The 25,809-nt window shown below is 73.2% G+C and carries 24 protein-coding genes; 10 read left to right on the forward strand and 14 right to left on the reverse strand.

Annotation, left to right across the window (positions count from 1 at the left end):
- Positions 1-69 precede the first annotated feature (69 nt).
- From pta to J0911_RS06190, 4 genes are all read left to right on the forward strand, one after another.
- The gene (pta, locus tag J0911_RS06175; RefSeq protein WP_207274585.1) at positions 70-2,184 is read left to right on the forward strand and encodes a phosphate acetyltransferase; all 2,115 of its coding nucleotides are present in this window, start codon (positions 70-72) and stop codon (positions 2,182-2,184) included.
- A gap of 33 nt (positions 2,185-2,217) precedes the next feature.
- Positions 2,218-3,432 (forward strand): acetate/propionate family kinase, encoded by a 1,215-nt coding sequence (locus tag J0911_RS06180; protein WP_207274586.1) that lies wholly within the window; start codon positions 2,218-2,220, stop codon positions 3,430-3,432.
- Positions 3,429-4,367, forward strand: coding sequence for a DUF4031 domain-containing protein (locus J0911_RS06185; RefSeq protein ID WP_207274587.1), 939 nt, complete (start codon positions 3,429-3,431; stop codon positions 4,365-4,367). The genes J0911_RS06180 and J0911_RS06185 overlap by 4 nt, the downstream gene beginning before the upstream one ends.
- Before the next feature lie 67 nt (positions 4,368-4,434).
- The gene (locus J0911_RS06190) at positions 4,435-5,121 is read left to right on the forward strand and encodes a SanA/YdcF family protein (protein WP_207274588.1); all 687 of its coding nucleotides are present in this window, start codon (positions 4,435-4,437) and stop codon (positions 5,119-5,121) included.
- 22 nt (positions 5,122-5,143) lie between these two features.
- Here the strand turns inward: J0911_RS06190 and J0911_RS06195 are convergent, their stop codons facing one another.
- The 7 genes from J0911_RS06195 to J0911_RS06225 all read right to left on the reverse strand — a co-directional run bounded on the left by J0911_RS06195 (position 5,144) and on the right by J0911_RS06225 (position 13,350).
- Positions 5,144-5,782: a response regulator transcription factor gene (locus J0911_RS06195; RefSeq protein WP_207274589.1), complete on the reverse strand. Its 639-nt coding sequence runs from the start codon at positions 5,780-5,782 to the stop codon at positions 5,144-5,146.
- Positions 5,775-7,055, reverse strand: a complete 1,281-nt coding sequence (locus J0911_RS06200; protein WP_242636377.1) for a sensor histidine kinase — start codon at positions 7,053-7,055, stop codon at positions 5,775-5,777. The genes J0911_RS06195 and J0911_RS06200 overlap by 8 nt, the downstream gene beginning before the upstream one ends.
- A gap of 37 nt (positions 7,056-7,092) precedes the next feature.
- Positions 7,093-8,232: a hypothetical protein gene (locus J0911_RS06205; protein WP_207274591.1), complete on the reverse strand. Its 1,140-nt coding sequence runs from the start codon at positions 8,230-8,232 to the stop codon at positions 7,093-7,095.
- Between the two features lie 113 nt (positions 8,233-8,345).
- Entirely contained in the window at positions 8,346-9,968 is a 1,623-nt protein-coding gene (locus J0911_RS06210) for a succinic semialdehyde dehydrogenase (RefSeq protein WP_207274592.1), read from the reverse strand.
- Positions 9,969-10,036: 68 nt separating this feature from the next.
- Entirely contained in the window at positions 10,037-11,362 is a 1,326-nt protein-coding gene (locus J0911_RS06215) for an MFS transporter (RefSeq protein ID WP_207274593.1), read from the reverse strand.
- Entirely contained in the window at positions 11,359-12,006 is a 648-nt protein-coding gene (locus J0911_RS06220) for an ArsR/SmtB family transcription factor (protein ID WP_207274594.1), read from the reverse strand. The genes J0911_RS06215 and J0911_RS06220 overlap by 4 nt, the downstream gene beginning before the upstream one ends.
- Before the next feature lie 219 nt (positions 12,007-12,225).
- Positions 12,226-13,350: a GuaB3 family IMP dehydrogenase-related protein gene (locus J0911_RS06225; protein ID WP_207274595.1), complete on the reverse strand. Its 1,125-nt coding sequence runs from the start codon at positions 13,348-13,350 to the stop codon at positions 12,226-12,228.
- Positions 13,351-13,585: 235 nt separating this feature from the next.
- On the opposite strand from J0911_RS06225, the gene J0911_RS06230 reads away from it, so the two are divergent.
- Both J0911_RS06230 and J0911_RS06235 read left to right on the forward strand, forming a co-directional pair.
- Positions 13,586-14,308, forward strand: a complete 723-nt coding sequence (locus J0911_RS06230) for an exonuclease domain-containing protein (protein ID WP_207274596.1) — start codon at positions 13,586-13,588, stop codon at positions 14,306-14,308.
- Positions 14,309-14,456: 148 nt separating this feature from the next.
- Entirely contained in the window at positions 14,457-14,912 is a 456-nt protein-coding gene (locus J0911_RS06235) for a GNAT family acetyltransferase (protein ID WP_207274597.1), read from the forward strand.
- A gap of 27 nt (positions 14,913-14,939) precedes the next feature.
- On the opposite strand, the gene guaB is transcribed toward J0911_RS06235, so the two are convergent.
- Both guaB and J0911_RS06245 read right to left on the reverse strand, forming a co-directional pair.
- A complete protein-coding gene (gene guaB, locus J0911_RS06240) occupies positions 14,940-16,457 on the reverse strand; it encodes an IMP dehydrogenase (protein ID WP_207274598.1) in 1,518 nt (505 codons plus the stop codon).
- 116 nt (positions 16,458-16,573) lie between these two features.
- Positions 16,574-17,788, reverse strand: a complete 1,215-nt coding sequence (locus J0911_RS06245) for a MerR family transcriptional regulator (protein ID WP_207274599.1) — start codon at positions 17,786-17,788, stop codon at positions 16,574-16,576.
- 191 nt (positions 17,789-17,979) lie between these two features.
- Here J0911_RS06245 and J0911_RS06250 point away from each other — a divergent pair, with 191 nt between their 5' ends.
- On the forward strand, positions 17,980-18,267 hold the full coding sequence (locus tag J0911_RS06250; protein WP_192860911.1) for a WhiB family transcriptional regulator: 288 nt from the start codon (positions 17,980-17,982) through the stop codon (positions 18,265-18,267).
- A gap of 258 nt (positions 18,268-18,525) precedes the next feature.
- Here J0911_RS06250 and groES read toward each other — a convergent pair whose 3' ends face one another.
- Positions 18,526-18,822 carry a co-chaperone GroES gene (gene groES / locus J0911_RS06255; RefSeq protein ID WP_123815680.1) on the reverse strand — a complete coding sequence of 99 codons (297 nt, stop codon included), beginning with the start codon at positions 18,820-18,822 and terminating at the stop codon, positions 18,526-18,528.
- 331 nt (positions 18,823-19,153) lie between these two features.
- Here groES and J0911_RS06260 point away from each other — a divergent pair, with 331 nt between their 5' ends.
- Both J0911_RS06260 and J0911_RS06265 read left to right on the forward strand, forming a co-directional pair.
- A complete protein-coding gene (locus tag J0911_RS06260) occupies positions 19,154-20,488 on the forward strand; it encodes a class I SAM-dependent methyltransferase (protein WP_207274600.1) in 1,335 nt (444 codons plus the stop codon).
- A complete protein-coding gene (locus J0911_RS06265) occupies positions 20,485-21,648 on the forward strand; it encodes a glutamate--cysteine ligase (RefSeq protein WP_207274601.1) in 1,164 nt (387 codons plus the stop codon). Before J0911_RS06260 ends, J0911_RS06265 begins: the two co-directional genes overlap by 4 nt.
- A 36-nt stretch (positions 21,649-21,684) precedes the next feature.
- On the opposite strand, the gene J0911_RS06270 is transcribed toward J0911_RS06265, so the two are convergent.
- Positions 21,685-22,305 carry a malonic semialdehyde reductase gene (locus J0911_RS06270; RefSeq protein WP_207274602.1) on the reverse strand — a complete coding sequence of 207 codons (621 nt, stop codon included), beginning with the start codon at positions 22,303-22,305 and terminating at the stop codon, positions 21,685-21,687.
- Positions 22,306-22,427: 122 nt separating this feature from the next.
- Here J0911_RS06270 and tsaD point away from each other — a divergent pair, with 122 nt between their 5' ends.
- Entirely contained in the window at positions 22,428-23,480 is a 1,053-nt protein-coding gene (gene tsaD / locus J0911_RS06275; RefSeq protein WP_207274603.1) for a tRNA (adenosine(37)-N6)-threonylcarbamoyltransferase complex transferase subunit TsaD, read from the forward strand.
- Positions 23,481-23,504: 24 nt separating this feature from the next.
- Here tsaD and J0911_RS06280 read toward each other — a convergent pair whose 3' ends face one another.
- The 3 genes from J0911_RS06280 to tsaB all read right to left on the reverse strand — a co-directional run bounded on the left by J0911_RS06280 (position 23,505) and on the right by tsaB (position 25,796).
- A complete protein-coding gene (locus tag J0911_RS06280) occupies positions 23,505-24,380 on the reverse strand; it encodes a sulfurtransferase (RefSeq protein ID WP_207274604.1) in 876 nt (291 codons plus the stop codon).
- Between the two features lie 128 nt (positions 24,381-24,508).
- Positions 24,509-25,039 (reverse strand): ribosomal protein S18-alanine N-acetyltransferase, encoded by a 531-nt coding sequence (gene rimI, locus J0911_RS06285; protein WP_207274605.1) that lies wholly within the window; start codon positions 25,037-25,039, stop codon positions 24,509-24,511.
- A gap of 19 nt (positions 25,040-25,058) precedes the next feature.
- Positions 25,059-25,796 (reverse strand): tRNA (adenosine(37)-N6)-threonylcarbamoyltransferase complex dimerization subunit type 1 TsaB, encoded by a 738-nt coding sequence (tsaB, locus tag J0911_RS06290; RefSeq protein ID WP_207274606.1) that lies wholly within the window; start codon positions 25,794-25,796, stop codon positions 25,059-25,061.
- Positions 25,797-25,809: the final 13 nt, after the last annotated feature.

The raw sequence follows: 25,809 nt of genomic DNA on the forward strand, positions 1-25,809 counted from the left end.
CCCCGGCACGCCACGCGCGGCCGCTAGGTTGGGGACAGACGACCCGAGACCGTCCCTGAGGAGCAGCACGTGACCGGCGCGACCCGCAGCATCGTCATCGCGTCACCGGAGGGTGAGAGCGGCAAGTCCACGGTGGCGCTCGGCGTCCTCGACCTGCTCGTACGGCAGGCCCAGCGGGTCGGCGTCTACCGGCCCGTCTCCCGGGTCACCGGCACCGGCACCGAGCCGGCACGGGACTACGTGCTCGAGATGCTCCTCGAGCACGACGGCGTCGACCTCCCCTACGAGGACGCCGTCGGCGTCACCTACGCGGATCTGCACCTCGACCCCGACGACGCCATGGCACGGATCGTGTCCCGCTTCCACGCGATGGCGGAGCGCTGTGACGCCGTCGTCGTGCTCGGCACCGACTACACGGACGTCGCCGGCGTCAACGAGCTCGCGTTCAACGCCAAGATCGCGGCCAACCTCGGCGCGCCCGTGCTCCTCGTGACCTCCGGCCGCGAGCGCACGCCCGAGGAGGTCGTCACGCTCACCGACGCCGCGCTCGCCGAGCTCGGCGCGTACTACGCGCACGCGGTCGGGCTGGTGGTGAACCGGTGCGACACGCTCAACGCGGCCGACGTCCGCAAGGCCGTGTCGTCGGCGCACCCGGACGTGCCCGTCTGGACGATCCCCGAGGAGCCCTTCCTGTCCGCGCCGACCGTGGGCCAGCTGCTGGAGGCCGTGGACGGCGAACTCGCGCTCGGGGACGCCGAGCTGCTGGGCCGTGAGGCGCTGGACGTCCTCGTCGGCGCGATGAGCTTCGAGCACCTGCTGGCGCGCCTCTCCGACGGCGCCGTCGTCATCACGCCGGGCGACCGCACCGACGTCCTCACCGGGCTGCTCGCCGCCCACGCCGCACCGTCGTTCCCGTCACTGGCGGGGATCGTGCTCAACGGCGGGTTCTTCCCCGAGGGCCCGGCGCGAGAGCTGCTGGAGGCGCTCACGCCCCGGGTACCCGTCATCCGCACCGACCTCGACACGTACGTCACCGCGCGTCTGGCGTCCCACGTCCGCGGACGTGTCACCCGTGACTCCCAGCGCAAGATCGACGTCGCCCGCGCCCTGTTCGAGCGCTTCGTGGACGCGGAGACCCTCGCCGAACGGCTGGACCTGCCCCGTCCCGACGTCGTCACCCCGCTCATGTTCGAGCACCAGCTCATCGAACGCGCCCGCACGCAGCGACGGCACGTCGTCCTCCCCGAGGGCGACGACGACCGCATCCTGCGCGCGGCCTCCACCGTGCTGGCCCGGGGGATCGCGGACCTGACGATCCTGGGCGACGAGACCGCGATCCGCGGCCGCGCCGCCGAGCTCGGCCTGAACCTGGACGCCGCCCGCGTCCTGTCACCGACGGGCGCCACGCCCGAGAGCGCCGAGCTCGTGGAACGGTTCGCGCTCGAGTACACCCGGTTGCGCGCGCACAAGGGCATGACGACCGAACGCGCGCGCGAGGTGGTCACCGACGTCTCCTACTTCGGCACGCTCATGGTGCACCTCGGCCTGGCCGACGGCATGGTCTCCGGCGCCGCCCACTCCACCGCCCACACCATCAGGCCGTCGTTCGAGATCATCAGGACCCGCCCCGACACGTCGTCGGTCTCGTCGGTGTTCTTCATGTGCCTCACCGACCGCGTGCTCGTGTACGGCGACTGCGCCGTCATCCCGGATCCGACGTCGGACGAGCTCGCCGACATCGCCGTCTCGTCGGCCGCCACCGCCGCGCAGTTCGGCGTCGAACCACGCGTCGCGATGCTCTCCTACTCCACCGGCACGTCGGGCTCCGGCGCCGACGTCGACAAGGTGCGCGCCGCCACCGAGGCGGTGAAGCAGCGCGCGCCCGGCCTCGTCGTCGAGGGCCCCATCCAGTACGACGCCGCCGTCGACGCCTCGGTCGCCGCGTCCAAGCTGCCCGGTTCCGACGTCGCCGGCCGCGCCACCGTGTTCGTGTTCCCCGACCTCAACACCGGCAACAACACCTACAAGGCGGTGCAGCGCTCCGCCGGTGCCGTCGCCGTCGGCCCCGTCCTGCAGGGTCTCAACAAGCCGGTCAACGACCTCTCCCGGGGCGCGCTCGTGCAGGACATCGTCAACACGGTCGCGATCACCGCCATCCAGGCCCAGACCGCACCCGGCGCCTAGCCGCGACCCGACCCACCAGGAGACCATCCGGCCATGCCCACCGTCCTCGTCCTGAACTCCGGCTCGTCCTCGCTCAAGTACCAGCTCGTCGACCCGGGCTCCGGCGAGGTGCTCGCGGGAGGCGTCGTGGAACGCATCGGTGAGGGAACCGGCCGGGTCGCGCACGAGGTCGCCGGGGAGGAGGTGAGCCGCGAGCAGCCGGTGGCCGACCACGGCGCCGCCCTGCGGCTGGTCCTCGACCTGTTCGAGGAGGCGGGTCCGTCGCTGCGCGAGGCGGGGATCGCCGCCGTCGGGCACCGTGTGGTGCACGGCGGGACGTCGTTCACGGCGCCCGTGGTGGTGGACGACGACGTCGTGGAGGCGGTCCGCGGCCTCGTGCCGCTCGCCCCGCTGCACAACCCGGCCAACGTCACCGGGATCGAGGTGGCGCGTGAGCTGCTCGACGTGCCGCACGTGGCGGTGTTCGACACGGCGTTCTTCACCGATCTGCCGCCCGCTGCCGCCACGTACGCGATCGACGCCGGGACGGCGGCGGAGCACGGCGTGCGGCGGTACGGGTTCCACGGCACGTCGCACCAGTTCGTGTCGTCGGCGGTGGCCGAGCACCCGGCCGTCACGGCCATGCTCGCCGCCGCGGGACGGGAGCCGGGCACCCTGCGGCAGGTGGTGCTGCACCTGGGCAACGGCGCGTCGGCGTCGGCGGTGCTCGGGGAACGCGCCGTGGAGACGTCGATGGGGCTGACACCGCTCGAGGGCCTCGTCATGGGGACCCGGTCGGGAGACCTCGACCCGGGGATCATCTTCCATCTGGTGCGGTCGGCGCACCTGTCGGTGGACGACGTCGACACGCTCCTGAACAAGCGCTCCGGACTCCTCGGTCTCAGCGGGGTCAACGACATGCGCGAGCTCACCCGGCTCGTCGGGGACGGCGACCCGGACGCCCGGCTGGCCCTCGACGTGTACCTGCACCGGCTGCGCAAGTACGTGGGCGCCTACGCGGCCGTGCTGGGCGGGATCGACGTTCTGGCGTTCACGGCCGGCGTGGGCGAGAACGCCGCCCACGTGCGTGCGGGCGTGGTGGAAGGGCTGGAGTTCCTCGGCCTGGCGGTGGACCGGGAGCGCAACGAGGCCGGGTCCCGTGCTTCCCGGGTGATCTCCCCGGCGGCGGGGACGCCGTTGGTCATGGTCGTCCCCACCAACGAGGAACTGGCCATCGCCCGCCAGACGATCGCGCTGGTCGCTCCGTGACCGTCCTCATCGATCCGCCGGCGTGGCCGGCGCACGGCACGCTGTTCTCCCACCTGGTGTCGGACGCCTCCCTGATCGAGCTGCGCGGCTTCGCGCGCGCCGCCGGGGTCCCGGACCGTGCCTTCGACCTGGACCACTACGACGTCCCGGAATCCCGTTACGGGGCTCTCGTCGCGGCGGGCGCGGTCCCGGTGCCGGGCGGCGAGCTGGCCCGCCGCCTGGCCTCCTCCGGCCTGCGCGTCCCCGGGGTCGAACGCGCCGGCAGCAAGGCGGGAACGCTGCTGTCCCGCTGGGGTGCGCTCCACCCGGCGGCGTCGGCGGTGCCGCGCGACGCCTGGCGCGGCGTGGGTGAGGAGCTGATCGCGCGATGGCGGGAACCGCACCGGACGTACCACACGACCTTCCACCTCTCCTCGGCGCTGGACGCTCTCGACGTGCTCCTCGCCGATGCCGGTGCGGCGGGGGACCCGGTACCGCCGCGGACCGCGTGGCGGGCCCGGGTCGCCCTGTGGTTCCACGACGCCGTGCACGACGGTGCCACGCCGGCCGACGAGCGCGCGTCCGCGGCGCTGGTCCACGACCTCCTGGGCGCGGTGGCACCGCCGGGGCGGGCCGACCGTGACGAGATCGCCCGCCTGGTCCTGGTGACCGCCGACCATGCCCCGGACCCCGACGACCTGGCCGGCTGCCTCGTCAGCGACGCGGACCTGGCCGTGCTCGGCGGCGCCCCCGCCGCCTACGTCCGCTACACCCATCAGGTGCGCGCCGAGTACGCCCGGGTCCCCGGTCCGCTCTTCCGCCGCGGCCGTGCCCGGGTGCTGCGCGGCCTGCTCGGTGACGGCGACCTCTTCCGCACCGGCTGGGGCCGGGCCCGCTGGGAGGCGTCGGCGGCGGCGAACCTGGCCGCGGAGCTGCGCTCGCTGGGCTCCGGGTGACACGCGGAGCGACACGCGGGCGCGCGTGTGATCGGCGGTGTCCGGCACCGGGCGGTAGGTTGCCCCCGTGGCCATCCCCGTGAACCCCCGTCTGAGATTCCTGCGGCGGGTGTTCGACGTCGTCGCCATCGCCGTGGGCGTGGTCACGCTGCCGGTCGCGTTGCCGGTCTTCTGGGTCCAGGCCGTGGGCCACTCCCGCGTGGTGAGTGCCGCCGACGCGCCCGAGGCGGACGCCGTCGTCGTGCTCGGCGCCGGGCTGCGGGCGGACGGGACGCCGTCCACCTACCTGCGCCGGCGTGTCGAGGCGGGAGCCGCGCTGTACCGGTCGGGCCGGGCCGACCAGGTCATCCTCTCCGGCGATGCCCACGCCCTGCCGGGCGGAGGGCTCTACGACGAACCGGGCTCGATGCGCGCCTACATCCTCACGCTCGGCGTACCCGACGACGCGCTGGTCCTCGACCGCGAGGGGTTCGACACGGACGCGACCTGCCGCCGGGCCCGCGACGAGTACGGCGTCCGGACGGCCGTCGTCGTCACGCAGGACTACCACCTGCGCAGGGCGCTGTTCACCTGCCGGTACGCCGGCCTGGACGCGCTCGGCGTCGGTGTGAGCAGCGAGAGCGTGACCCCGGTCAAGGCGCTCCTCGCATGGAAGCTGCGCGAGATCCCCGCGAGCTGGAAGGCGGCGCTGGAGTCGGTGCTCCACCGGCGGTCGGCGGACCACACGGACTCGCCCGTGGGCGGGAGCCGCTGAGCCCCGGGGCCGGCCCGGCCTCTCAGAGGTCGATCAGGCCCGCCTGGTAGGCACGGACCACCGCCTGGGTGCGGTCGCGGGCACCCAGCTTCGCGAGCGCCGACGAGACATGGGTACGGACCGTCTCCACCCCCACCACGAGCGACGCGGCGATCTCCGCGTTGGTCAGACCGTCGGCGACCAGGATGAGCACCTCACGCTCCCGGGCGGTCAGGCGCACGCCCGCCCCGGCCCCGCGGGGCCGTGACCGGACCAGGCGACGGACAGCGTCCGGGAACAGCAGACTCTGCCCGCCGGCCACGGTGCGCACCGCCTGCACCATCTCGTCGGCGCCGGCGCGCTTGAGCAGGAACCCCGACGCGCCGGCCTGCAGCGCGTCCAGCACGTGGTCGTCGTGCTCGAAGGTGGTCACGACGAGAACGCGGGGCGGCGTGGGCAGCCGCAGCACCAGCTCGGTCGCGCGGATCCCGTCCACGCCGGGCATACGTACGTCCATGCAGACCACGTCCGGCCGTACGTCCCGGGCGAGAGAGACCGCCTCGGCACCGTCGCCGGCCTCGGCGACGACCTCCAGGTCCGGCTCGCCGTCCAGGATCAGCCGTATGCCGCCCCGTACCAGGGGCTCGTCGTCGGCGAGCAGCACCCGCACGTGGTCAACCATTCCGTTCCTCTCCTCCGGCCGCTCCGGGCGGCCGCGGTTCCCGGGCCGTGGCGGTGGCCGACGACGCGGTGAGGTGCGGCAGGCGGACGGACAGCAGCCAGCGTCCGGCCTCGTCCTCCGGTCCGTCGGCGTGTGCCACGACCCCTGCCTCCGCGCTCCCGCCGAAGAGCGAAGCCCGTTCCCGGATGCCCGCCAGCCCGCGACCGCCGTCCCGCGTGGCCGCCCCGGGTGCCACGGCGTTGCTCACCCGCACGACCACCTCCTGCTCCGTGTGCCCGACGGCGAGCTTCACCTCGCCGGGCGCCCCGTGCCGCCGCGCGTTCGTCAGCCCTTCGGTCACGACGCGGACCACCGTACGGTGCAGCAGCGGCGGGAGGCCCGGGGGCAGGTCGACGTCGGCCACGAGGTCGAGCCCGGAACGGCGGTGCTGCTCGACGACGTCGGCCACACCGCCGGCCGGTGACGGCTGCCGGTCGTCCCGGAGCATCCCGAGGAGGGCGTCCAGCTCTGCCAGTGCACCGCGAGAGACCTCCTCGATCGCGGCGAACGCGGCGGCGGCCCGCTCGGGCCGCGTGGCCGCGACCCGCCGGCCGGCCGCCGCCTGGACCGAGACGACGGTCAGCGCGTGGCCGATGCCGTCGTGCAGCTCGCGCGCGAGGAGCGTGTGCTCGGCCTCCTGCCGCTGCCGCGCGAGGGCGACCTCCAGGCGGTCGGCCGCCGTCGGCCCGAGGAACCGGCCGACCAGGCGCTGGGCCAGCGCGCCGGCCGGCCAGGCCGCGGCGAGCAGCACGAGCCCGGCGACCAGGCAGCCGAGCACGACGGCGAGCCGGGCCGCCGGCCCGTCCGCGACGGGCACGGGTGAGCCGACCGACCGCCCGAGCGCCGACTCGAGGCCGACCACGACGGTCGCCGGAACCAGACCGAACAGGCAGAAGGCGACGACGAGTCCGGCCAGCAGGTGGAACGCCGTCCAGCAGCCCGTCCGGAACCGGTGGACCCAGGTGGTCCTGCCCGGGATCACGAGGTCGCCCCCGTGACCCAGCAGGCTCCGGGCCGCGGTCATCTCGAGTTCCCGCGCACCCGGGACCAGCCCCAGGGCGAAGGCCACCGCGACGCTCACCGCACCGACGAGCACGTCGGGCGCGTAGGCGGCGTCCGCGGCGAACAACGTTCCGACGAGCGCGGCCCGGAGCACGTAGAACACGACCAGCACGACGGCCAGGCCGATCGCGGCGCCGAGCATCGCCCAGGCGAAACGCCGCACGAAGATCATGAACACTCCGCCATCCTCCCCCGGACGGTCCCGGGGATCAGGCCGTCGCCCCGCGGCGGTGCGCCACGTAGCCCCAGACGGCGAGCGCCAGGGCCGGTCCCCAGTACCAGCACGGGAAGGCGACGGCGCTCAGGAGCAACTCGTCGGCCCCGCGCCCCCTGAACGCGAGCAGCATGGGAAGTGCGGCGCAGGTGAGCGTGGCGGCGACGAAGCCGCCCGGGACGGCGGCCGCCGCGATCGGCACGGGCTTCCCGGCGAGCCCCGGGACCCAGCGAGGGAACACCTCGCCCCACGGGAGGATCAGGCCCAGCGTGAGCACGAACCCGATCCAGGCGCCGCCCGACAGCAGGAGCCCCCACACGCGGGAGCTCATGTCGAGGTCCTCGACGGACAGCACGGGCCAGGGCGTCAGCCAGGTGAGCCTCATCAGCGCGTACGGGAGCGGTCCGGTCGCGGCCACGACGGTGATGGCCTTGCGGTGGCGCAGGACCCAGGCGGTGGCGCGCCGTGTCCCGCCGTCCGCCGCGAACGCGCGGACGGCGACCGCGCCCCAGGCGGTGGCGATCGCCAGGAGCAGCAGGACGACGCCCACGGTCCCGGCCATCCCTGCTACCGCCCGGCCCGAGGCGGCGAGGGCTCCGGTGATCGCCGGACCCGCGACGACCACTGCGGCGGTGACCAGGGCGAGTGCCGGGATCCCCACCGTCCACCGGCCTCGCGGGTACTTGCGGACCACCTGGACGAGCAGGACGACGACAACGACGGGGACGGAGAAGGCGACCAGGTAGCCGACGACGGACAACGTCCCCATGCTGCCCATGCCGAGGCCGAGCACCGCGACCTGCAGCGCCCCCGCCGCGACGAGCGCGGGGCGGTTCAGCGCGCCGGCGAGGCCCGCGATCCCGGACGCGACACCGATCAGGGCGACCACGGTGTGCAGCACGGTGGCGAACCCCGCGCCGGCCAGGTCGGCGATCAGGGCGTATCCGGGATGGGTGTAGTAGCCGGGGACCAGCTCCGCGAGCCAGGCACCGCCGAGCAGCGCGGCGACGCCGCTCAGGGCGGTGGCGCCGGCCAGGGTGCGGCCGGAGCGGGACGGGACGGCCGGGCGGTCGCCGTTCCCCGTGGCCCCGTCGGGGGACCCGGCGGCGCCGGTCGTCAGTTCGGTTCGTGACATGGCGTTCCTCCGATCTGGAAGGTGTACGCCTCCACGTTCCCCGTTCCCGGGCCGGGCGCCCTCCCCCGATCAGGGGATCCGACGACGGCGGCCGGGGGATCTCGCCGGGCCGGTCACGGGATCCGCAGCCTGCGCATGCCTTCCAGCGCGGCGCTGAGGATGCGGCTCGGCGCCGCGCCCTCGAGTGCGAACACGGCGTCGATACCGAGCCCTCGCCCGGCGCCCCGCGCCGTCACGACCGTCCGGGTCTGGGTCATCGCCTCGACGGACGACCTCCCGTGCCGGCGTCCCAGCCCGGACGCCTTCCAGCCGCCGGTGGGCGCGCCGACGGACCCCCAGGTCAGCATGTATCCGTCGTTGATCGAGACGGACCCGGCCTCGATCTGGTCGGCGACCTTCCGGGCGCGTGCGGTGTCCCCGGACCACACGGACATGTGGAGGCCGTACTCGGAGTCGTTCATCACGGCGACGGCCTCGTCGTCGGATCGGACGCGGGTCACCGAGACGACCGGGCCGAACGTCTCCTCGCGGGCGACGAGCGCGTCGGAGGGGACGTCGTCGAGCACCGTGGGCGCGTAGAAGTAGGGGCCGATGTCGGAGCGGTGCACGCCCCCTGCCAGTACGACGGCGCCGCGGGCGATGGCGTCGTCGACGTGGGCGGTCACCTTGGCGAGCTGTGCGTCGGAGGTGAGCGAGCCGACGTCGGCCGTGTAGTCGAGGCCCGCACCGAGCCGGAGGTTGCGCACGTCGCGCACGAGCTTGGCGACGAACTCGTCCGCGACGGCCTCGTGCACGACGATCCGCTCGGCCGACAGGCACAGCTGGCCGGTGCTCGCGAAGCAGGCGCGCACCACGCCGGGCAGTGCCGTGTCGACGTCGACGTCGTCCGCGATGTAGATGGCGTTCTTGCCGCCGAGCTCCAGCGTCGCTCCGACGAGGCGTTCGCCGGCGCGGGCGGCGACCTTGCGCCCGACCGCGGTGGAGCCGGTGAAGGCGACATGGTCCGCGACGTCGACGAGCGCCTCGCCGGTCTCGCGTCCGCCCGCCACGACCTGGAACAACCCGGCGGGCAGGCCCGCCTCCTCGAGCACCTCGGCCGCCCACAGCGCGGTCAGCGTGGTCTGCGGGTCCGGCTTGACGACGACGGCGTTCCCGGCGACCAGGGCCGGCAGCGCCTCCGACAGGACCAGGGTGAGCGGGTAGTTCCACGGCGCGATCGCTCCGACCACCCCGACGGGACGACGCTGGACGCGCACCCCCGTGACGAGCGGGATCATGCCCGCGGGACGGTCGGTGGCCAGATAGCGGCGGGACCTCACGGCGTAGTGGCGGGCGACCTGCGCGACGTCACCGACCTCTTCGAAGGCGGACCGGCGGGCCTTGCCGGTCTCGAGCTGGATCAGGTCGAGCGCCTCGGACTGGCGCACGAGAACGATTCGAGCGAGGTTGTCGAGCACCCGGCTCCGGACCGCGAGGTCCGTCCGCGCCCAGATGCGCTGGGCGAGCCGCCCGCGTTCGACGGCGGTGGCGACGTCGGAGGGTGACGACACCGGGATCGTGGCGAGCGGCGCGCCGGTGAAGGGGCAGGTGGACCGGTGCGTCCCGGCGCCCTGCGACGACGCGACGCGCGCGACGAGCGGTGCGACGAGCTCGGGTTCGAGCACGTACGTGGCCTCGGGACTCTCGGGGTCGAAGACGGATCCGACAGCAGCTTCACCCGGTGTCTCCTCGATCATGCGGGCCACCATACGCGTAAAACGAGCCAGCACCCAGGGGCGGGGCGATGAAAACTTCTGTCAGGAATTCACCCGCCGGACGCCTGACCCCGCGACACGCCGTGGGCCGCGCGCCGAGGGCCGGCGGCCCCGAGACGCCTCTCCCGACGGAGGGAGGGCAGGTAGCAGAGCGCCCCCAGCACGCTCACCGCTCCGCCGATCACCATGGCCGTCTGGGTCGTCGCCGCGTCGGCCAGACGCCCCAGGACGAGCGCCCCGAGGGAGAACGCGCCGAACGCGACCATCGAGTTCATGGAGAGGACGGTGGCGCGATTGCGCGCCTCCGCCTCGCGATGCAGGAGCGCGGCGTGCATCGGCCCGGCACCGCCGTGCAGGCCGTACGTCACCAGGTAGGCGGCGACCAGCGCCACCGGCCCTGCCACGAGGCCCATCGCCACGGCACCGGCCCCGTTGAGCACCCGCAGGAGGACGGCGGTACGGACCACGCCCAGCCGTCCCGAGACCATCCCGGCCAGCGCCGCACCACAGGCGAAGACCGCCCAGCCCACGGCCGTGACGGGACCGTTCACGGCACCGGCGGCCTCCTCGCTCCCGAGCAGCTCGGCGAGCCGGATCGGCTGGAAGGTCTCGAACACCACCATGGCGAACGACCAGAACACCTCGACGAGCACGAGACCGAGCAGGACGCGGTTCGTGCCGAGCAGTCCCAGACCCTCCCGGACGACGCCGGGGGCGTCCCGGACGCCGTCGAGCACGACGCGGAGGGAAGCCCGCACGCGCGGGGCACCCCGTGGCGCGGTCACGGCGGCGGCACGGGGCTCCCGCATCAGGACCGCCACGGCGGCCAGATGCAGGCAGGCCAGCGCGGCGTACGTCACGTACGGGAGCGTCAGCGCGTTCCACGCGGTCACCGGGTGCCACCAGATCAGCCCGCCGCCGGCGAGCGCGCCCGCGGCGATCGACCCGCCGAGGACGGTGCCCGCGGCAGCCAGGGTCCGGTCGACGTCCGCTCCCGGGGTGGTGCGGTGGACGGTGTCGACGTACCAGGCCTCCAGCGGGCCGGAGTCGAGCGCGCGGAACACCCCGAAGGCCGCCGCCGCGACGAGGAACCCCCAGAACGTCTGCGCCGTCACGAACAGGACCGCCGCGGCGATCTGCGCCACCGCTGCCGCGAGGTAGACCGGACGGCGCCCGAAGGCGTCCGCGAACCCGCTGGTGGGCAGCTCGAGCGCGAAGACGACGAGGCCACCGAGGGCGGCGGTGGTCAACGTGTCGGCGACGCCGAGCCCGCGTTCGATCGGCAGCAGGGTCGTGACCCCGACGACGAGCCCTACCGGGAACCAACGGGTGACGCCGAGGGTGAGCAGCACCCGGCGGGCCGCCGCCGGGGTCATGGCCGGTCCCCGGGATCCGCGCCGTCGTCGAGGCCGGGCACGTCGTCGGCGTCCATGGGGTACGCGAAGTTCCACAGGTGGATACGGCGGGCGCGCGGATCCCCCGGGTCCGCGTGACGGTAGCGGCGCACGAGCTCCTCGATCTCCTCGTTGAGCTCGACGAGGCGCTCCGGGGTCACCTCGACCCAGGCGTCGCTCGACCCCGCGGCGTCCTGCCACGCACGGGGCCACGCGTCCGAGACGTCGAGCCAGTGGCCGTACTCCGCGTCGAACAACCGGTGGTAGTCGCGCACGAGCCAGCCGATCGCGGTGGCGGCGTCCTCGTCGTCGGCGAGCTCCGACCTGGTCCAGCCGTGGCTCCCGGTCGACGCGCGCCACAGGCGCCTCTTGCCCGCGCCCTCGCCGGTGTCCTCGACGAGACCCACGGATTCCAGCCGGCGCAGGTGGTAGCTGGTCGCCCCCGTGTTGGACCGCAGCCGCCCGGCCAGGTCGGTCGCGGTCGCGGGCCCACCGCGGCGCAGCGCGGTCAGCAGCCGGGAACGGAGGGGATGCGCGAGCACCTTGACGGCTTCGGCGGTCAGGTGCAGATGCGTGGTCTCGCCGGGGCCGGGGTCCGGCGCGGGATGCGGTTCGGTGCGTGCCATACGTGCACAGTAACTGTGCACAGATAGTTTGCACAATAGTTGTGTACGTCGCGGACAGGCGTCCGCCGACCGGCGGCACCGCCCGTCACAGCAGGTGGCAGACCGCACCACCCGTCACAGCAGGTGGCAGACGGGGACGTACGGGGACGGGCGCACGACGAAGGGGGCACGCCCCGGCAGGCGTGCCCCCTCGGCCGGCCCTCTCACGGGCCGGATGGATCAGCGAGGCTGGTACGGCGAGACGACGACCTCGACCCGCTGGAACTCCTTGAGGTCGCTGTAGCCGGTGGTCGCCATCGCACGGCGCAGGGCGCCGACCAGGTTCAGGGTGCCGTCGGCCTGGCGGCCGGGGCCGAACAGGATCTCCTCCAGCGTGCCCACCGTCCCGACCTCGACCCGCTCGCCGCGCGGCAGCTGCGCGTGGTGCGCCTCCGGGCCCCAGTGCCACCCGCGGCCCGGTGCGTCGCTGGAGCGGGCGAGCGCCGCGCCCAGCATGACGGCGTCCGCCCCGCAGGCGACCGCCTTGACGATGTCGCCCGAGTGGCCCACGCCGCCGTCGGCGATGACGTGGACGTACCGCCCTCCGGACTCGTCGAGGTAGTCCCGGCGCGCGGCGGCGACGTCGGCCACCGCGGTGGCCATGGGCGCGTGGATCCCGAGCGAGACGCGGGTGGTGTGGGCGGCGCCGCCGCCGAACCCGACCAGCACACCGGCCGCGCCGGTACGCATGAGGTGCAGGGCCGCGGTGTAGGTGGACGCGCCGCCGACGACGACGGGCACGTCCAGCTCGTAGATGAACCGCTTGAGGTTGAGCGGCTCGGCGTTGCCCGACACGTGCTCGGCCGACACCGTGGTCCCGCGGATGACGAACAGGTCGACCCCGGCGTCGACCACGGTCTTGGAGTACTCCTGCGTGCGCTGCGGGGACAGCGCGCCCGCCACGGTGACACCGGCACGGCGGATCTCCCGCAGGCGCTCGGTGATGAGGTCCGGCTTGATCGGCTCGGCGTAGATCTCCTGCATCCGCGCGGTGGCGCGCTCCGCCGGAAGCGTCGCGATCTCCGCCAGGAGCGCCTCGGGCTCCTCGTAGCGGGTCCACAGGCCCTCGAGGTCGAGCACGCCGAGACCGCCGCGCTCGCCCAGGGCGACCGCGGAGTCGGGGCTCATCACCGAGTCCATCGGAGCGGCCACGATGGGCAGGTCGAAATGGTATGCGTCGATCTGCCAGCCGACGGACACGTCCTCCGGGTCGCGCGTACGGCGGGAGGGCACCACGGCGACGTCGTCGAAGGAGAACGCGCGCCGCCCTCGCTTGCCGCGTCCGATCTCGATCTCGTTGCTCACTCCGGCAGCCTACTCAACCGCGTCGGCGCCAGGCCCCCCGCAACCGTCATGTGGCAGGGACGCGGCAGTGCGATATGCAACACTTCTCCGGGTTCCGGCGTGGCGGCCGAGTGCGGCGGGATCGAACGTTCCCGGCGTCCGGTGCCCGCCGTCTGCGCGTCGTTCGGCGGCGGTGTCAGTCACCAGTGGCATGGTTCGTGATGGACCTGGAACGCACGAGTGGAGGGAGCGCACCATGGACATCGGACCTGGCTGGATCCGCCGGCCGCTGCTCGGTTTCGACACGGAGACCACCGGTGTCGACGTGACGGGTGACCGTGTCGTCACCGCCGCCCTCGTGCATCGCGTGCCCGGGGTGAGCACGGACGTGCGCACCTGGCTCATCGACCCGGGCGTCGAGATCCCCGAGGAGGCGTCCGCGATCCACGGCATCACGACCGAACACGCCCGGGAGCACGGCCGGCAGCCGGCCGAGGCCCTGGAGGAGGTCGCCGCCGAACTGGCCGCGCATCTGGCCCGGGGCGTCCCCGTCGTCGCGTACAACGCCGCGTTCGACCTGTCCCTGCTCGACCACGAGCTCGTGCGACACGGCCTGCCGACACTGCCCGAACGGCTCGGGCACTCCGTGGGCCCGGTCATCGACCCGCTCGTCCTCGATCGCTGGAAGGACCGGTTCCGGCCCGGGAAGCGCCGGCTCGGAGACCTGTCGGAGGTGTACGGCATCACGTCCGACGGCGAACTGCACACCGCCGAGGTGGACGTCCTGGCCACCCTCGACCTCCTGGCGGCCCTGGTGGCCCGTTATCCGGAGCTCGACGAGACGCACCTCGTCGACCTGCACCAGTCCCAGGCCGGAGCCCACGCCGCCTGGGCGGACGGGTTCAACTCCTGGCGCGCGGAGCAGGGCATGGACGGCCCGGACGCGTCGCGCGTCTGGCCGGTCCAGGCCGCGAGCTGACGGACGGGGACCCGTTGCCCGGCCAGGTGCGGACCACCACCGCGATCGCCGCCCGCACCGCCGAGCCTCCGTCACGGGCGTGTCCGCACGCCGCTCGCCCGGCGAGCACCCGCCCCGCCGCTCGTCCGCCGCGCGTACGATCCGGCGCATGAGCCGGACCGATGTTGCAGCGCAGTTCACCGAGATCACGGACGACGACGTCGAGGGCGTCGTCGCGCTGTGGCACACCTGCGGTCTGACGCGCCCCTGGAACGACCCGCGCGTCGATGTCGCCGACGCGCGGAGCGGCCCGACGTCGACGATCCTGGTGACGCGCGACGACGGGCCCGCGACCGGCGACCGGAGGGCGGCGCGCGTCGTCGCCTCCGTCATGGCCGGGCTCGACGGCCATCGCGGATGGCTGTACTACGTCGCGGTCGCGCCGGACCGCCAGGGCGACGGCCTGGGCCGGGCGGCCGTGGCCGCCGGCGAGGACTGGCTCCGCGCGGCGGGTGCACGGAAGGTCCAGCTCATGGTGCGCGGCACGAACTCCGCCGTCGTCGGCTTCTACGAGAGGCTCGGCTACGCCGACCAGGAGACCACGGTCCTCGGCCGCTGGTTCTGACCCGGCCGGCGGCGGTGCCGGCCGGTCTCAGCGACCCGCGTAGTTGGGCGCTTCCACCGTCATCTGCACGTCGTGCGGGTGGCTCTCCTGCAGGGAGGCCGACGTGATCCGCACGAACCGGCCCTTGGCCTGCAGCTCCGGCACGGTGCGCGCGCCGGTGTAGAACATCGTCTGGTGCAGGCCCCCGACGAGCTGGTGCGCCACGGTGGCGAGGGTGCCCTTGTACGGCACGCGCCCCTCGATGCCCTCCGGCACGATCATGTCGTCACTGGTGACCTCGGCCTGGAAGTACCGGTCCTTCGAGTAGGACTTCCTTCCGCGCGAGGACATCGCCCCCATGGACCCCATGCCGCGGTACGACTTGAACTGCTTGCCGTTGACGAGGATCGTCTCGCCCGGAGCCTCCTCGGTGCCGGCCAGCATCGAGCCGAGCATCACGGCCTCCGCCCCGGCCACGATCGCCTTGCCGATCTCGCCGGAGTGCCGCATCCCGCCGTCGGCGATGACGGGCACACCCGCCTCGCGGGCGGCCAGCGACGCCTCGTACACGGCGGTGACCTGCGGCACGCCCACACCGGTGACGACCCGGGTGGTGCAGATCGAGCCGGGCCCCACGCCGACCTTCACCGCGTCGGCCCCGGCCTCCACGAACGACCGGGCGCCCTCCCGCGTCGCCACGTTGCCGCCGATGACCTGCACGCCCTTCGTGGCGGGATCCGCCTTGAGCCGCTTGGCCATGTCGAGCAGCATCCGGACGTTCCCGTGCGCGGTGTCCGCCACCAGCACGTCCACACCGGCATCGATCAGCGTGGTGGCACGCGTCCACGCGTCGCCGAAGTACCCGATCGCGGCACCCACGAGCAGGCGGCCCTGACCGTCCTTCGACGCACGGGGGAACTGCTCGGACTTCACGAAGTCCTTCACGGTGATGAGACCGGTGAGCCGGCCGTCGCCGTCCACCAGCGGCAGGCGCTCCACCTTGTTCTGCCGCAGCAGCGCCGTGGCGTCCTCGCGCGTGATGCCCTCGGGCCCGGTGATCAGGCCGCTGGAGGTCATGACCTCGTTCACCTTGGTCGTGCCCCACTCCGCGACCGGCGTGAACCGGAGGTCACGGTTCGTGACGATGCCGATGAGCCGGTTGCCGGCGTCCACCACGGGGAAGCCGGAGATCCGGTACTCCCCCGCGAGCTGGTCGAGTTCCTCGAGCGTCGCGTCCGGACCGATGGTGACCGGATTGGAGATGATGCCGGTCTGCGTCCGCTTCACCATGTCGACCTGGAGAGCCTGGTCCTCGATGGACAGGTTGCGGTGCAGCACCCCGATGCCGCCCTGCCGCGCCATCGCGATCGCCATGCGCGATTCGGTGACGGTGTCCATCGCCGCCGAGACCAGCGGCACGCGAAGGGAGATCTCCCGCGTCAGGCGGGACGTGGTGTCGATGTCCGACGGGGCCAGGTCGGAATGGCCGGGAAGCAGCAACACGTCGTCGTACGTGAGGCCGAGGAAACCGAACGGGTCGTGCGCTTGGGGTGCGGTGGGCTCCATGTCACGAGTCTACGTGGCGGGCCCCCGGGATATTCCGTGGCCGGTGATCCGGGGGACGTCGCCTCCGTCACCCCGCTCGCCGTACCGCGCCCTGCCTGCGCGTTCGCGCCCACTGGTCACTTGAGGACGGCGAGCACCTCGTGCAGCAGGCCGTTGAACGAGCGGACCCGCTGAACGGTGGGGCCGAAGGGCACGTCGACGGCGGCGGCGTCCGCCCGCATCCCGACGAGGAGCGGCAGGTCCGGGTACGCCTCGTGCACCGCGTGCACGACGTCGAGCGCCGGCCGTGTCTGCGTGGTCGCGAGGACGACGGCGGCCGGCCGGACCATCGTCACCAGTTCCACCGACCGGTGGGTGCTCGCGGGGCCGGTCACGATCCGGGCCATCGTCCCCTTCGCCGCGAGCGACGCCGCCAGGGCGTGCGCGGGAAGCGGCACCAGTTCGTCCGGGGCGGCGAACACGAGCACGATCTTGCGCATCCGGCTCGGATGGTTGGCGGGCGGCCCGCCGGCCTCCACGACCTCTCGCTCGAACTCCTCGGTGTAGTCGCGGAGGCTGGCCAGCGCCGCCGCGGCGAGCACCATCTCCGGCACCTCGCCCGGGCCGGCGAGCACGGTGCGCACCGCGACCTGGTCGAACGCCGGCTCGACGAGTTCCGTCCACCACACGGACGGGTCGTCCTCGGGGCTGAGTCGCAGAAGCGCGTCACACGCGGTACGGCTGTACTTGATCGCGGCGTCCACCAGGGCCGAGACCCTGCTCGACCACGAGGTGCCGCCCATCGCGCGGGACCGCCCCGCGTCGCGCTGCGTTCCGCCGCCGCCGGGCAGGGCGCGCAGATGGCCACGGCGAGATCCCTCCTGCTCGGCACGCCCGGCCGTGTGAGGGCTCGCCCCGGCTCCGCGCGAGGACGGCTCGTCCCCGTCCACGCCGTCCGTGACGTCCCGCTCCGGTTCCTCGTCGGGACCACCGCCGTCCTCGTCGGGATCCGGCGGCGCCCCGCCGTCCCGCCGGGCGAGCTGCGCCGACTCGTCCGACTGGACGGTGGCGAGTTCGTCCTCGCTCGCCTCGATCGCGGCGCGAGCCGCGTCGCCCGGCGCGTGCCCCTCCAGGGTGAGACGCCGCATGACCAGGAGTCTTGCCACGTCATCGGGCGTGTACCGGCGGTGTGAGCCCGCCGTGCGACCTGACGGGCCCAGCCCGTAGCGACGGTCCCAGGTGCGCAGGGTCGCGGGTGCGACCCCGAGGCGTTTGGCCACCGCTGCGACGGCCAGCCCGGGGCTCGACGGGCGGGGCCCGCCCTGACTCTGAGCAGGCCGCGTCGATGTCATGGACCTGATTCTGCCGAGCCCGGCAAACGTTCGCCACCGATCCGCCCGGTGTGCCGCTTATCTCCGCATGTTTCAGGGCGATCTCGGTCAAACCTTGCCAGCCATGGCGCGGTTCGTCGTGAATCGAATCGTTAGCGCTGGCGCAAAAACGCCCCTTGAACAAGTTCTGCACAACTTGTAGGTTGTTCGCCATGACGGAGATCTCGAGACTTCCCGGCCCGGTGATGGAGCTGTGGGAGTGGCAGTACCAGGGGGCATGCCGCGACGCGGACGACACGCTGTTCTTCCACCCGGAGGGAGAGCGCGGGTCCACGCGCCGACGTCGAGCCGAAGCAGCCAAGGCCATCTGCCGGTCGTGCCCGGTGATGATGCAGTGCCGCGAGCAATCGCTGCGCGTGCGTGAGCCGTACGGGGTGTGGGGAGGTCTGAGCGAGGACGAACGGTCCGCCATCCTCGCGGGCAAGACACACTCTGCCTGACGCGTCTCGTTGCCTGACGCGTCTCGTTGCGGGGCAGCGGCGGCACCACCGTCGCGTCGCCGCCCGCGCACGTCCCGAGCGGGCGGTTGCCGTTGCGATCCGTCACGGCAGCCGTACCGCTCCCGGCCGCAGGGGAGCGGCCGATCATCAGGGGGAGGGAACGTGCCGGCGGGCGACGCGGTCGCCGGCACGTTCCCCGCATCACGAAGGGCCCCGCACACCAGGTGTGCGGGGCCCTTCGTGTCGCGGCGGGGTTGTTCAGCCCGCGACCACGGCGAGGATGTCGCGCGAGGAGAGGACCAGGTAGTCCTCACCCGCGTACTTCACCTCGGTGCCGCCGTACTTCGAGTACAGGACCTTGTCGCCCACGGCGACGTCCACCGGCACGCGGTTGCCGTTGTCGGAGACGCGGCCCGGGCCCACCGCCAGGACCTCGCCCTCCTGGGGCTTCTCCTTGGCGGTGTCCGGGATGACCAGGCCGGAAGCGGTCGTGGTCTCAGCCTCGAGGGCCTTGACGACGATCCGGTCCTCGAGCGGCTTGATGGGGACCGACACGTCGGACCTCCTCTTTCTGCGAGCAGATCAAAGATCAGCTACGTTGACGGGTTTGCTCGAGTGTTCGGCGGGCCGCCGTCGTCGCGGGTGCCGGCGGGCACGGAACATCTCGTGGCACCGCCGCGCCGACCCGTGAGCCGTGCGGCGATGACACCCCCAAATCTAGGTCGGGGCTAGCACTCGGTCAAGGCGAGTGCTAGATCGGCGATGCGCGCCCGGACAGGAGGGAGGGGCCGGTGTATCCCGTGAAGAAGCAGTGGAAAATGCGCAATAGAGAAAATTCTTCGCCAGACTCTCGCCATGAACAGGCGATACGTGGAAAGATCTGCCCATGGATGCGGCGATTCTGAGCAAACTTCTCAGCCCCGATGGCCGGGCGCTGCTTGGTGCACTCCCGCCCTACGACGAGCGATCCGCCATGCGCACCTCCACGAAACTCCGTGAGCAAGGTGTCGCACCCGACCTCGCGGCGGCCGCTCTCACCCAGTCCCGCCTGCGCAGCAGGGCACGGACCAAGTTCGGCGAGCTCGCCGGGCAGATGTTGTTCACCGCCGACGGCCTCGAACAGGCCACCCGTCTGCGCGTGGCGTCCCTGCACGCCGATCGGTTCACCGACGCGGGCGTCACACATGTCGCGGACCTGACGAGCGGCATCGGCGCCGACGCCATGGCATTCGCCGGAGCCGGGCTCCGTGTCCTGGCCACGGACATCGACGAGGTCACGGCGCGGATCGCCGCCTGGAACCTCCGGCAGTTCCCCGAGGCCGAAGCTCGTCATGCCGACGGTCTCGCCCTCGACCTCGGGGCCGAACGCGCCGACGGCGTCTACGCCGACCCGGCTCGCCGCACGCGCGGGCCGGGCGGCAGCCGCCGCGTCTTCGACCCGCGTGGCTACGAGCCGGCGCTGGACAGGGTGTTCGCCCTGCGCGACGCCGTACCCGCCCTGGGTGTCAAGGTGGGTCCGGGCATTCCGCACGAGGGCCTGCCCCACGACGCCGAGGCGCAGTGGGTCTCCGTCGACAACGACGTCGTCGAGGCCGGGCTGTGGTTCGGCCCGCTCGCCGCCGGGGGGCCCGGCCGCAGCGCGCTCGTGGTGCGCACCACCGTCGACCGCGACGGCAAGGAACACACCCGCACCCGCGTGCTGCGCGCGTCGGACCACCCGGACGGTGTGGCCCTCGAGGCACCCACCGGCGAGGTCGGCCAGTACCTCTACGAGCCCGACGGCGCCGTCATCCGGGCCGGTCTCGTCGCCCATGCCGCCGTCGAGCTGAACGGCCGGCTGGTCGACCCGACGATCGCCTACATCACGACGGACTCCCCCGCGCCGGCACCCTCCCCGGACCGGGTCGCGCCACCCGGCGCCCCGCCCGGTGGCGCTGGTCCCGCCGGCGAGCCGGCGCTCGACCTGGCGGGTCCCGCTCCGATCGCCACCGGGTACCGGGTGCTGGACACGCTCCCGTTCGGGCTCAAGCGCCTCAAGGGATACCTGCGCGAACGGAACGTCGGGCAGCTCACGATCAAGAAGCGGGGCACCGCCGTGGTGCCCGAACAGCTGCGCAAGCAGCTCGTGCTGACCGGGACGGAGGCGGCGACCATCGTGCTCACGCGCGTCGCCGGCACCCAGACGGTCCTGCTGGTCGAACCGCTGCGGAGCGGGACATGACCGGCCCCGCGCCCGTGCCGTTCGGCACGTCACGGCGGTCCAGCATCGGCCTCGAGTGGGAGATCGGGCTGGTCGACGTCGGTTCCGGTGCGATGGCGCAGGTCGCACCGCAGGTGATCGAGGACCTGTCGCCCGAGGGCGCCGACCCGCGCGTCAAGGCGGAGCTGATGCGGAACACGGTGGAGATCGCCACGGGAGTGTGCGACGACGTCGGCGCGGTGGGCGCCGAACTCGACGAGCTCCTCGACCGCGTGGCGATCTCGGCCGGCCGGCACGGCGCCGCGGTGATCGGCGGCGCCATGCACCCGCTCGCGCGCTGGGAGGACCAGCTCGTCACGGACAAGGAGCGCTACGCCCGGCTCGTGGACCGCATCCAGGTGTTCGTGCGGCAGCTCGTCACGTGGGGGCTGCACGTCCACGTCGGGGTGGAGCACCGCGACAAGGTCCTCGCCCTCGTGCAGGGCGTGGTCACGTACGCGCCGCATCTGCAGGCCCTGTCCGCCTCGTCACCCTACTGGGGCGGTGTCGACACCGGCTACGCCTCCACGCGGGCCATGCTGTTCCAGCAGATCCCGACGGCAGGGCTGCCGCACCCGTTCACCCAGTGGCACGAGGTGGAGTCGTACGCGCAGGACATGCGCCGTGTGGGGGTGGCCCAGGAGTTCAACGAGATCCACTGGGACGTCCGTCCGTCACCGGCGTACGGGACCATCGAGGTTCGCATCTGCGACGGCCCCACGAACGTCACCGAGGCGATGGCCCTGGGCGCACTGACGCACTGCCTGGTGGAACATCTGTCCACCGAGCTCGATCACGGCCGGGAGCTACCGGTCCTGCCGCCGTGGTTCGCCAAGGAGAACAAGTGGCGGGCGGCGCGGTACGGCATGGACGCGACGATCATCACCTCGGCCGACGGGGACCAGCTCCCGGTCTCCGACGCCATCGCGAAGGTCCTGGTCGAGCTGGAGCCGACAGCGGAGCGCCTGGGATGCGCCGAGCACCTCGCCGCCGTCGCCGACATCGCCCGCACCGGCTCGTCCTACCAGCGCCAGCGCGCCGTGGCCGATGCCTCCGGGGGCGATCTGGACGCCGTGGTCCGCGCGATGCTGGCCGAGATGGAGACCGGGCGTCCCCTCCCGCACTTCCCGAACCGGACCTGACCGGGCCGGCCGTGGTGAGGGCCCGGGCGCTCCGGCTCAGAGCGCCTGGGCGACCTCGTCCAGGGTCAGGCGGGGCAGGCGGGGGTGCCCGGTGCCCTCGCCCGCGGTCACGCCCGCGGCGATCATCATGAACGACTTGTAGCCGCTGTCGGCGAAGAACTCGGCGTCGACCCCGTCGAAGTCCATCCCGTTCATCGGACGCACGGACAGACCGACGGAGCGCAGGGCGACGATCAGGTAGCCGGCCTGGATGAGGGCGTTGGTGCGTGCCATGCCGTCGCGCACGTCGGGGGCGGGGGCGAGCTGCTCCTTGATGCCCGGGTAGACCGGGAAGAGGCGCGGCAGGTGCTCGTGGAACTCCGGGTCGTGCGCGAGGACGAGGGTCGCGGGAGCGGACTCGACCTTCGGCCGGTTGCCGTCGGGCAGATGCGCGAGCAACCGCGCCTTCGCCTCGTCCGAGCGGACGACCACGAAGCGCAGCGGCAGCGTGTTCATCGCCGTCGGCCCGAACTTCGCCAGGTCCCAGGCGGCTCGGAGGTGGGCGTCGGTCACCTCGGCGTCGGTCCACTCCGTGACGGAGCGCGCGGTGCGGAACAGGCGGTCGGCGGCGGCGTCGTCGATGGCGAGCGGTGCGGCGGCCTCGAGTGTCTCGGTCATGTCCGGCGCAACACCGTCGCGGGCGCAGATAGTTCAATTTTCAATCGTGATCCCGCGCACACCAGCGTGTCAGAACCTCCGCCCCGGCGCCGGGAAGCAGACCCGCGGACTAGCCTTGCCCCATGACCTCTTCCGGCGACCCCCTCGTCCTCGGCATCGAGTCGTCCTGCGACGAGACCGGCGTGGCCCTCGTCCGCGGCAACGACCTGCTGTTCGACGCCGTCGCCTCCTCGATGGAGGAGCACGCGCGCTTCGGCGGGATCATCCCCGAGGTCGCGAGCCGCGCCCACCTCGAAGCGATGATCCCCACGATCGAGCGCGCGCTCGCTGAGGCCGACGTCGACCTCACCGAGGTCGACGCCATCGCCGTCACCGCGGGGCCCGGTCTGGTGGGCCCGCTGACGGTCGGGACCTCCGCGGCGAAGGCGCTGTCGATCGGCCTCGGCAAACCGCTGTACGGAGTGAACCACGTCATCGGCCACGCGTGCGTGGACCAGCTCGTCGACGGCGCGTTCCCCGACCGGGTGATGGCGCTGGTGGTCTCGGGCGGGCATTCCTCCCTGCTGCTCGTGGACGACGTCGCCACCGATGTCACGGAACTCGGCTCCACGCTCGACGACGCGGCCGGCGAGGCCTTCGACAAGGTGGGCCGGCTGCTCGGCCTCCCCTACCCCGGCGGCCCCCACGTCGACCGGCTGGCCCGGGAGGGTGACCCGACGGCGATCCGCTTCCCGCGCGGGCTCACGGCGCGCAAGGACCAGGAACGCCACGCGCACGACTTCAGCTTCTCCGGCCTCAAGACCGCGGTCGCACGCTGGGTCGAGGCCCGCACCGACGCCGGGCAGGCCATCCCGGTCGAGGACGTGTGCGCGTCGTTCGCCGAAGCGGTGGCCGACGTGCTCACGGCGAAGACCATCGCGGCCTGCCGGCGGCACGACGTCGACACGCTCGTCATCGGCGGCGGTTTCTCCGCGAACTCGCAGCTTCGGGAGATGGCCGCGAAGCGATGCGCCGAGGCCGGGATCGACCTACGGATCCCACCGATCCGCTACTGCACGGACAACGGGGCGATGATCGCCGCTCTGGGGTCCGCGGTGGTCCGCGCGGGCGTCGCCCCCAGCGCGCTCGACATCCCGGTGGACTCGTCGATGCCGCTGGAGACGATCACGGTCTGACGGTCGGGCGCCGGAGCGGCCACGTCAACGGCGTGCACTCCCCGTCGCGACCTCGCGGGCGGGGTCGTGGGACCACTGGGACCAGGAGCCCGGATAGAGTGCGGCCTGCTTTCCTGCCGCCGCCAGCGCCGCGACCTGGTGGGCAGCCGTGACTCCGGAGCCGCAGTACACGCCCACCGGTTCCGTCGCGCGGACGCCGAGCCCGGCGAACCGGGTGCGAAGTTCCGCGGTCGAGAGGAACTCGCCGTCCTCCCCGAGGTTCTCCGTGGTCGGCGCCGACACCGCGCCCGGGATGTGCCCCGCCTGCGGGTCCACCGGCTCCACCTCGCCCCGGTACCGCTCCCCGGCGCGCGCGTCCAGGAGCACACCGGCACCGTTCGCCAGGTCGGCGGCGTCGTCGGCGTCGAGCACGGGCATCCCGCCGGGGCGCGCGACGAAGTCCCCGGGCGTGGCGGCCACGCCGCCGACCTCGAGCGCGTGGCCGGCCGCGACCCAGGCGTCGATCCCGCCGTCGAGGATGCGGACGTCGTCGAGCCCGAAGTAGCGCAGCAGCCACCAGGCGCGGGCCGCGGAGGTGCCGCCGACGCCGTCGTACACGACGACGCGGGAGCCCTGCCGTACGCCCCACCGGCGGGCGGCCTCCTGGAACGCGGCGGCCGACGGCAACGGATGCCGCCCGGCGGCCGGCGAACCGGGTGCGGCCAGCTCGGCCTCCAGATCCACGTACACCGCTGCGGGAAGATGCCCGGCGCGATACCGCTCGGCACCGTCGGTCATCCCGAGTGCCCACCGCACGTCCAGCAGGACGGGTGTCCCCGCCTCGGGGTCCACGTGCCTCCCGCCCGTGACCTGAAGATCCGCCGCCAGCCGAGTGGCGTCAACCAGCACCCGTTCCCTCACGTCCCGATTTCCTTCCTCACCGCCGGCCACGAACCAACGCCTGACACGATCCCACGGCCCGCGGTCGCTGCCAAGACGTGTCGACCGTCACGGGCGGCCGCGCCGCCACGGACGACGGCGACGGACGGTCAGGCGGCGTCGCCGTCGTCCGTGGCGGCGTCCCCGTCCTCGCTCGCCGTGCGCGACCCGGCCCGCAGGTCCAGGCGCATCGTGTAGGCGTCCTTGTCCTCGGGCTGGTAGTAGCGCTTGCGCACGGCGAGCACCTCGAAACCGGAGCGGCGGTACATGGCAAGGGCCGGCTCGTTGTCGATCCGCACCTCCAGCAGCACGGCCTGCGCCTTCAGCTTCCTGGCGTGTGCGATCAGCGCCTCCAGCAGCAGCCTGCCGACGCCGCAGCGCTGGTAGTCCTTGGCCACGCCGATGGTCATGATCTGCGCGTCGTCACCGTCGAACCAGAGCCCGGCGTACCCGACCACGGGGTCCGGACCGATCGTGCCGGGCTCGTCCACGGTAGCGACGATGTACCAGCGGCCGAGCGCAGCGAGCTCGTCGGCGAGCATTCCGTAGGTCCAGGCACCGGACCCGAACAGATCGCGCTCCAGCCACAGCACGCGGTCGAAGTCGGAGCTGCGCAACGGACGACAATGGAACTCGGGCATATCACCAGCCTAAGCGGGGCTATCCCAGTGCGGGAGATTTTCGCGCGGCGGGTTCCTGCACATCGGGGCGGCGCAGGTACAGCGGTTCGGTGGGCAGGTCGGCGCCCGCGCCACGGCGCGCGAGTGCGAGGCGCGCGAGCACGGTCGCGTCGGGAAGGATCGGGGCGTCCTCGTCGAGCGGCAGCGCGTCGGCATACAGGGCGGCCCCCTCGCCGACGACGACGGTGCGGGGGGCACCCGGTCCCGAGGGCGATCCCGGTGCGCCGAACTGCGCGGCCGCGACCGCCGCCGGACGGCCGACGTCGGGCCCCGCGACCGTCTCGACCACCGGCACGCCGTGCGGCCCCTCGTGCGCGACGACGCGGTACCGCGCCCAGTAGACCTCCTTGCGGCGGGCATCCGAGGCGACGAGCACCTCGTCGCCGGGGTCCAGCCCCAGATCGCTCACCGCCTGTGCCGCGAGCGCGTCGATGCTCGGCACGCCGAGCACCGGGACACCGAGCGCGAGCGCCAGGGTCCGTGCGGTGACGAGCCCGACCCGCAGCCCGGTGAACGGCGCGGGCCCGGTCCCCGCGACGACGGCGGTCAGCGCGGTCCGCTCGATGCCCGCGTGGTCCAGCACCTGGGTGATCAGCGGCGCGAGGGACTCGGCGTGCCGGCGGCGTTCGTCGGAGGAACGGGCGGCGAGCCGTCCGCCGTTCTCGCTCACGAGAGCGACGGTGACGGCGGCGGAGGTGTCGATGGCGAGGACGGGCACGGACCCCAGCGTA

Source organism: Myceligenerans salitolerans, from assembly GCF_017349295.1.
In the GTDB taxonomy this organism is placed as follows: domain Bacteria; phylum Actinomycetota; class Actinomycetes; order Actinomycetales; family Cellulomonadaceae; genus Myceligenerans; species Myceligenerans salitolerans.

Bases quoted from the DNA above. Each gene is read 5' to 3' on its own strand.
- J0911_RS06180 (WP_207274586.1), top strand. From the start codon at position 2,218: ATGCCCACCGTCCTCGTCCTGAACTCCGGCTCGTCCTCGCTCAAGTAC.
- J0911_RS06195 (WP_207274589.1), bottom strand. From the start codon at position 5,782: ATGGTTGACCACGTGCGGGTGCTGCTCGCCGACGACGAGCCCCTGGTA.
- J0911_RS06200 (WP_242636377.1), bottom strand. From the start codon at position 7,055: ATGATCTTCGTGCGGCGTTTCGCCTGGGCGATGCTCGGCGCCGCGATC.
- J0911_RS06205 (WP_207274591.1), bottom strand. From the start codon at position 8,232: ATGTCACGAACCGAACTGACGACCGGCGCCGCCGGGTCCCCCGACGGG.
- J0911_RS06210 (WP_207274592.1), bottom strand. From the start codon at position 9,968: ATGATCGAGGAGACACCGGGTGAAGCTGCTGTCGGATCCGTCTTCGAC.
- J0911_RS06215 (WP_207274593.1), bottom strand. From the start codon at position 11,362: ATGACCCCGGCGGCGGCCCGCCGGGTGCTGCTCACCCTCGGCGTCACC.
- J0911_RS06220 (WP_207274594.1), bottom strand. From the start codon at position 12,006: ATGGCACGCACCGAACCGCATCCCGCGCCGGACCCCGGCCCCGGCGAG.
- J0911_RS06230 (WP_207274596.1), top strand. From the start codon at position 13,586: ATGGACATCGGACCTGGCTGGATCCGCCGGCCGCTGCTCGGTTTCGAC.
- J0911_RS06235 (WP_207274597.1), top strand. From the start codon at position 14,457: ATGAGCCGGACCGATGTTGCAGCGCAGTTCACCGAGATCACGGACGAC.
- guaB (WP_207274598.1), bottom strand. From the start codon at position 16,457: ATGGAGCCCACCGCACCCCAAGCGCACGACCCGTTCGGTTTCCTCGGC.
- J0911_RS06245 (WP_207274599.1), bottom strand. From the start codon at position 17,788: ATGACATCGACGCGGCCTGCTCAGAGTCAGGGCGGGCCCCGCCCGTCG.
- J0911_RS06250 (WP_192860911.1), top strand. From the start codon at position 17,980: ATGACGGAGATCTCGAGACTTCCCGGCCCGGTGATGGAGCTGTGGGAG.
- J0911_RS06260 (WP_207274600.1), top strand. From the start codon at position 19,154: ATGGATGCGGCGATTCTGAGCAAACTTCTCAGCCCCGATGGCCGGGCG.
- J0911_RS06265 (WP_207274601.1), top strand. From the start codon at position 20,485: ATGACCGGCCCCGCGCCCGTGCCGTTCGGCACGTCACGGCGGTCCAGC.
- J0911_RS06270 (WP_207274602.1), bottom strand. From the start codon at position 22,305: ATGACCGAGACACTCGAGGCCGCCGCACCGCTCGCCATCGACGACGCC.
- tsaD (WP_207274603.1), top strand. From the start codon at position 22,428: ATGACCTCTTCCGGCGACCCCCTCGTCCTCGGCATCGAGTCGTCCTGC.
- rimI (WP_207274605.1), bottom strand. From the start codon at position 25,039: ATGCCCGAGTTCCATTGTCGTCCGTTGCGCAGCTCCGACTTCGACCGC.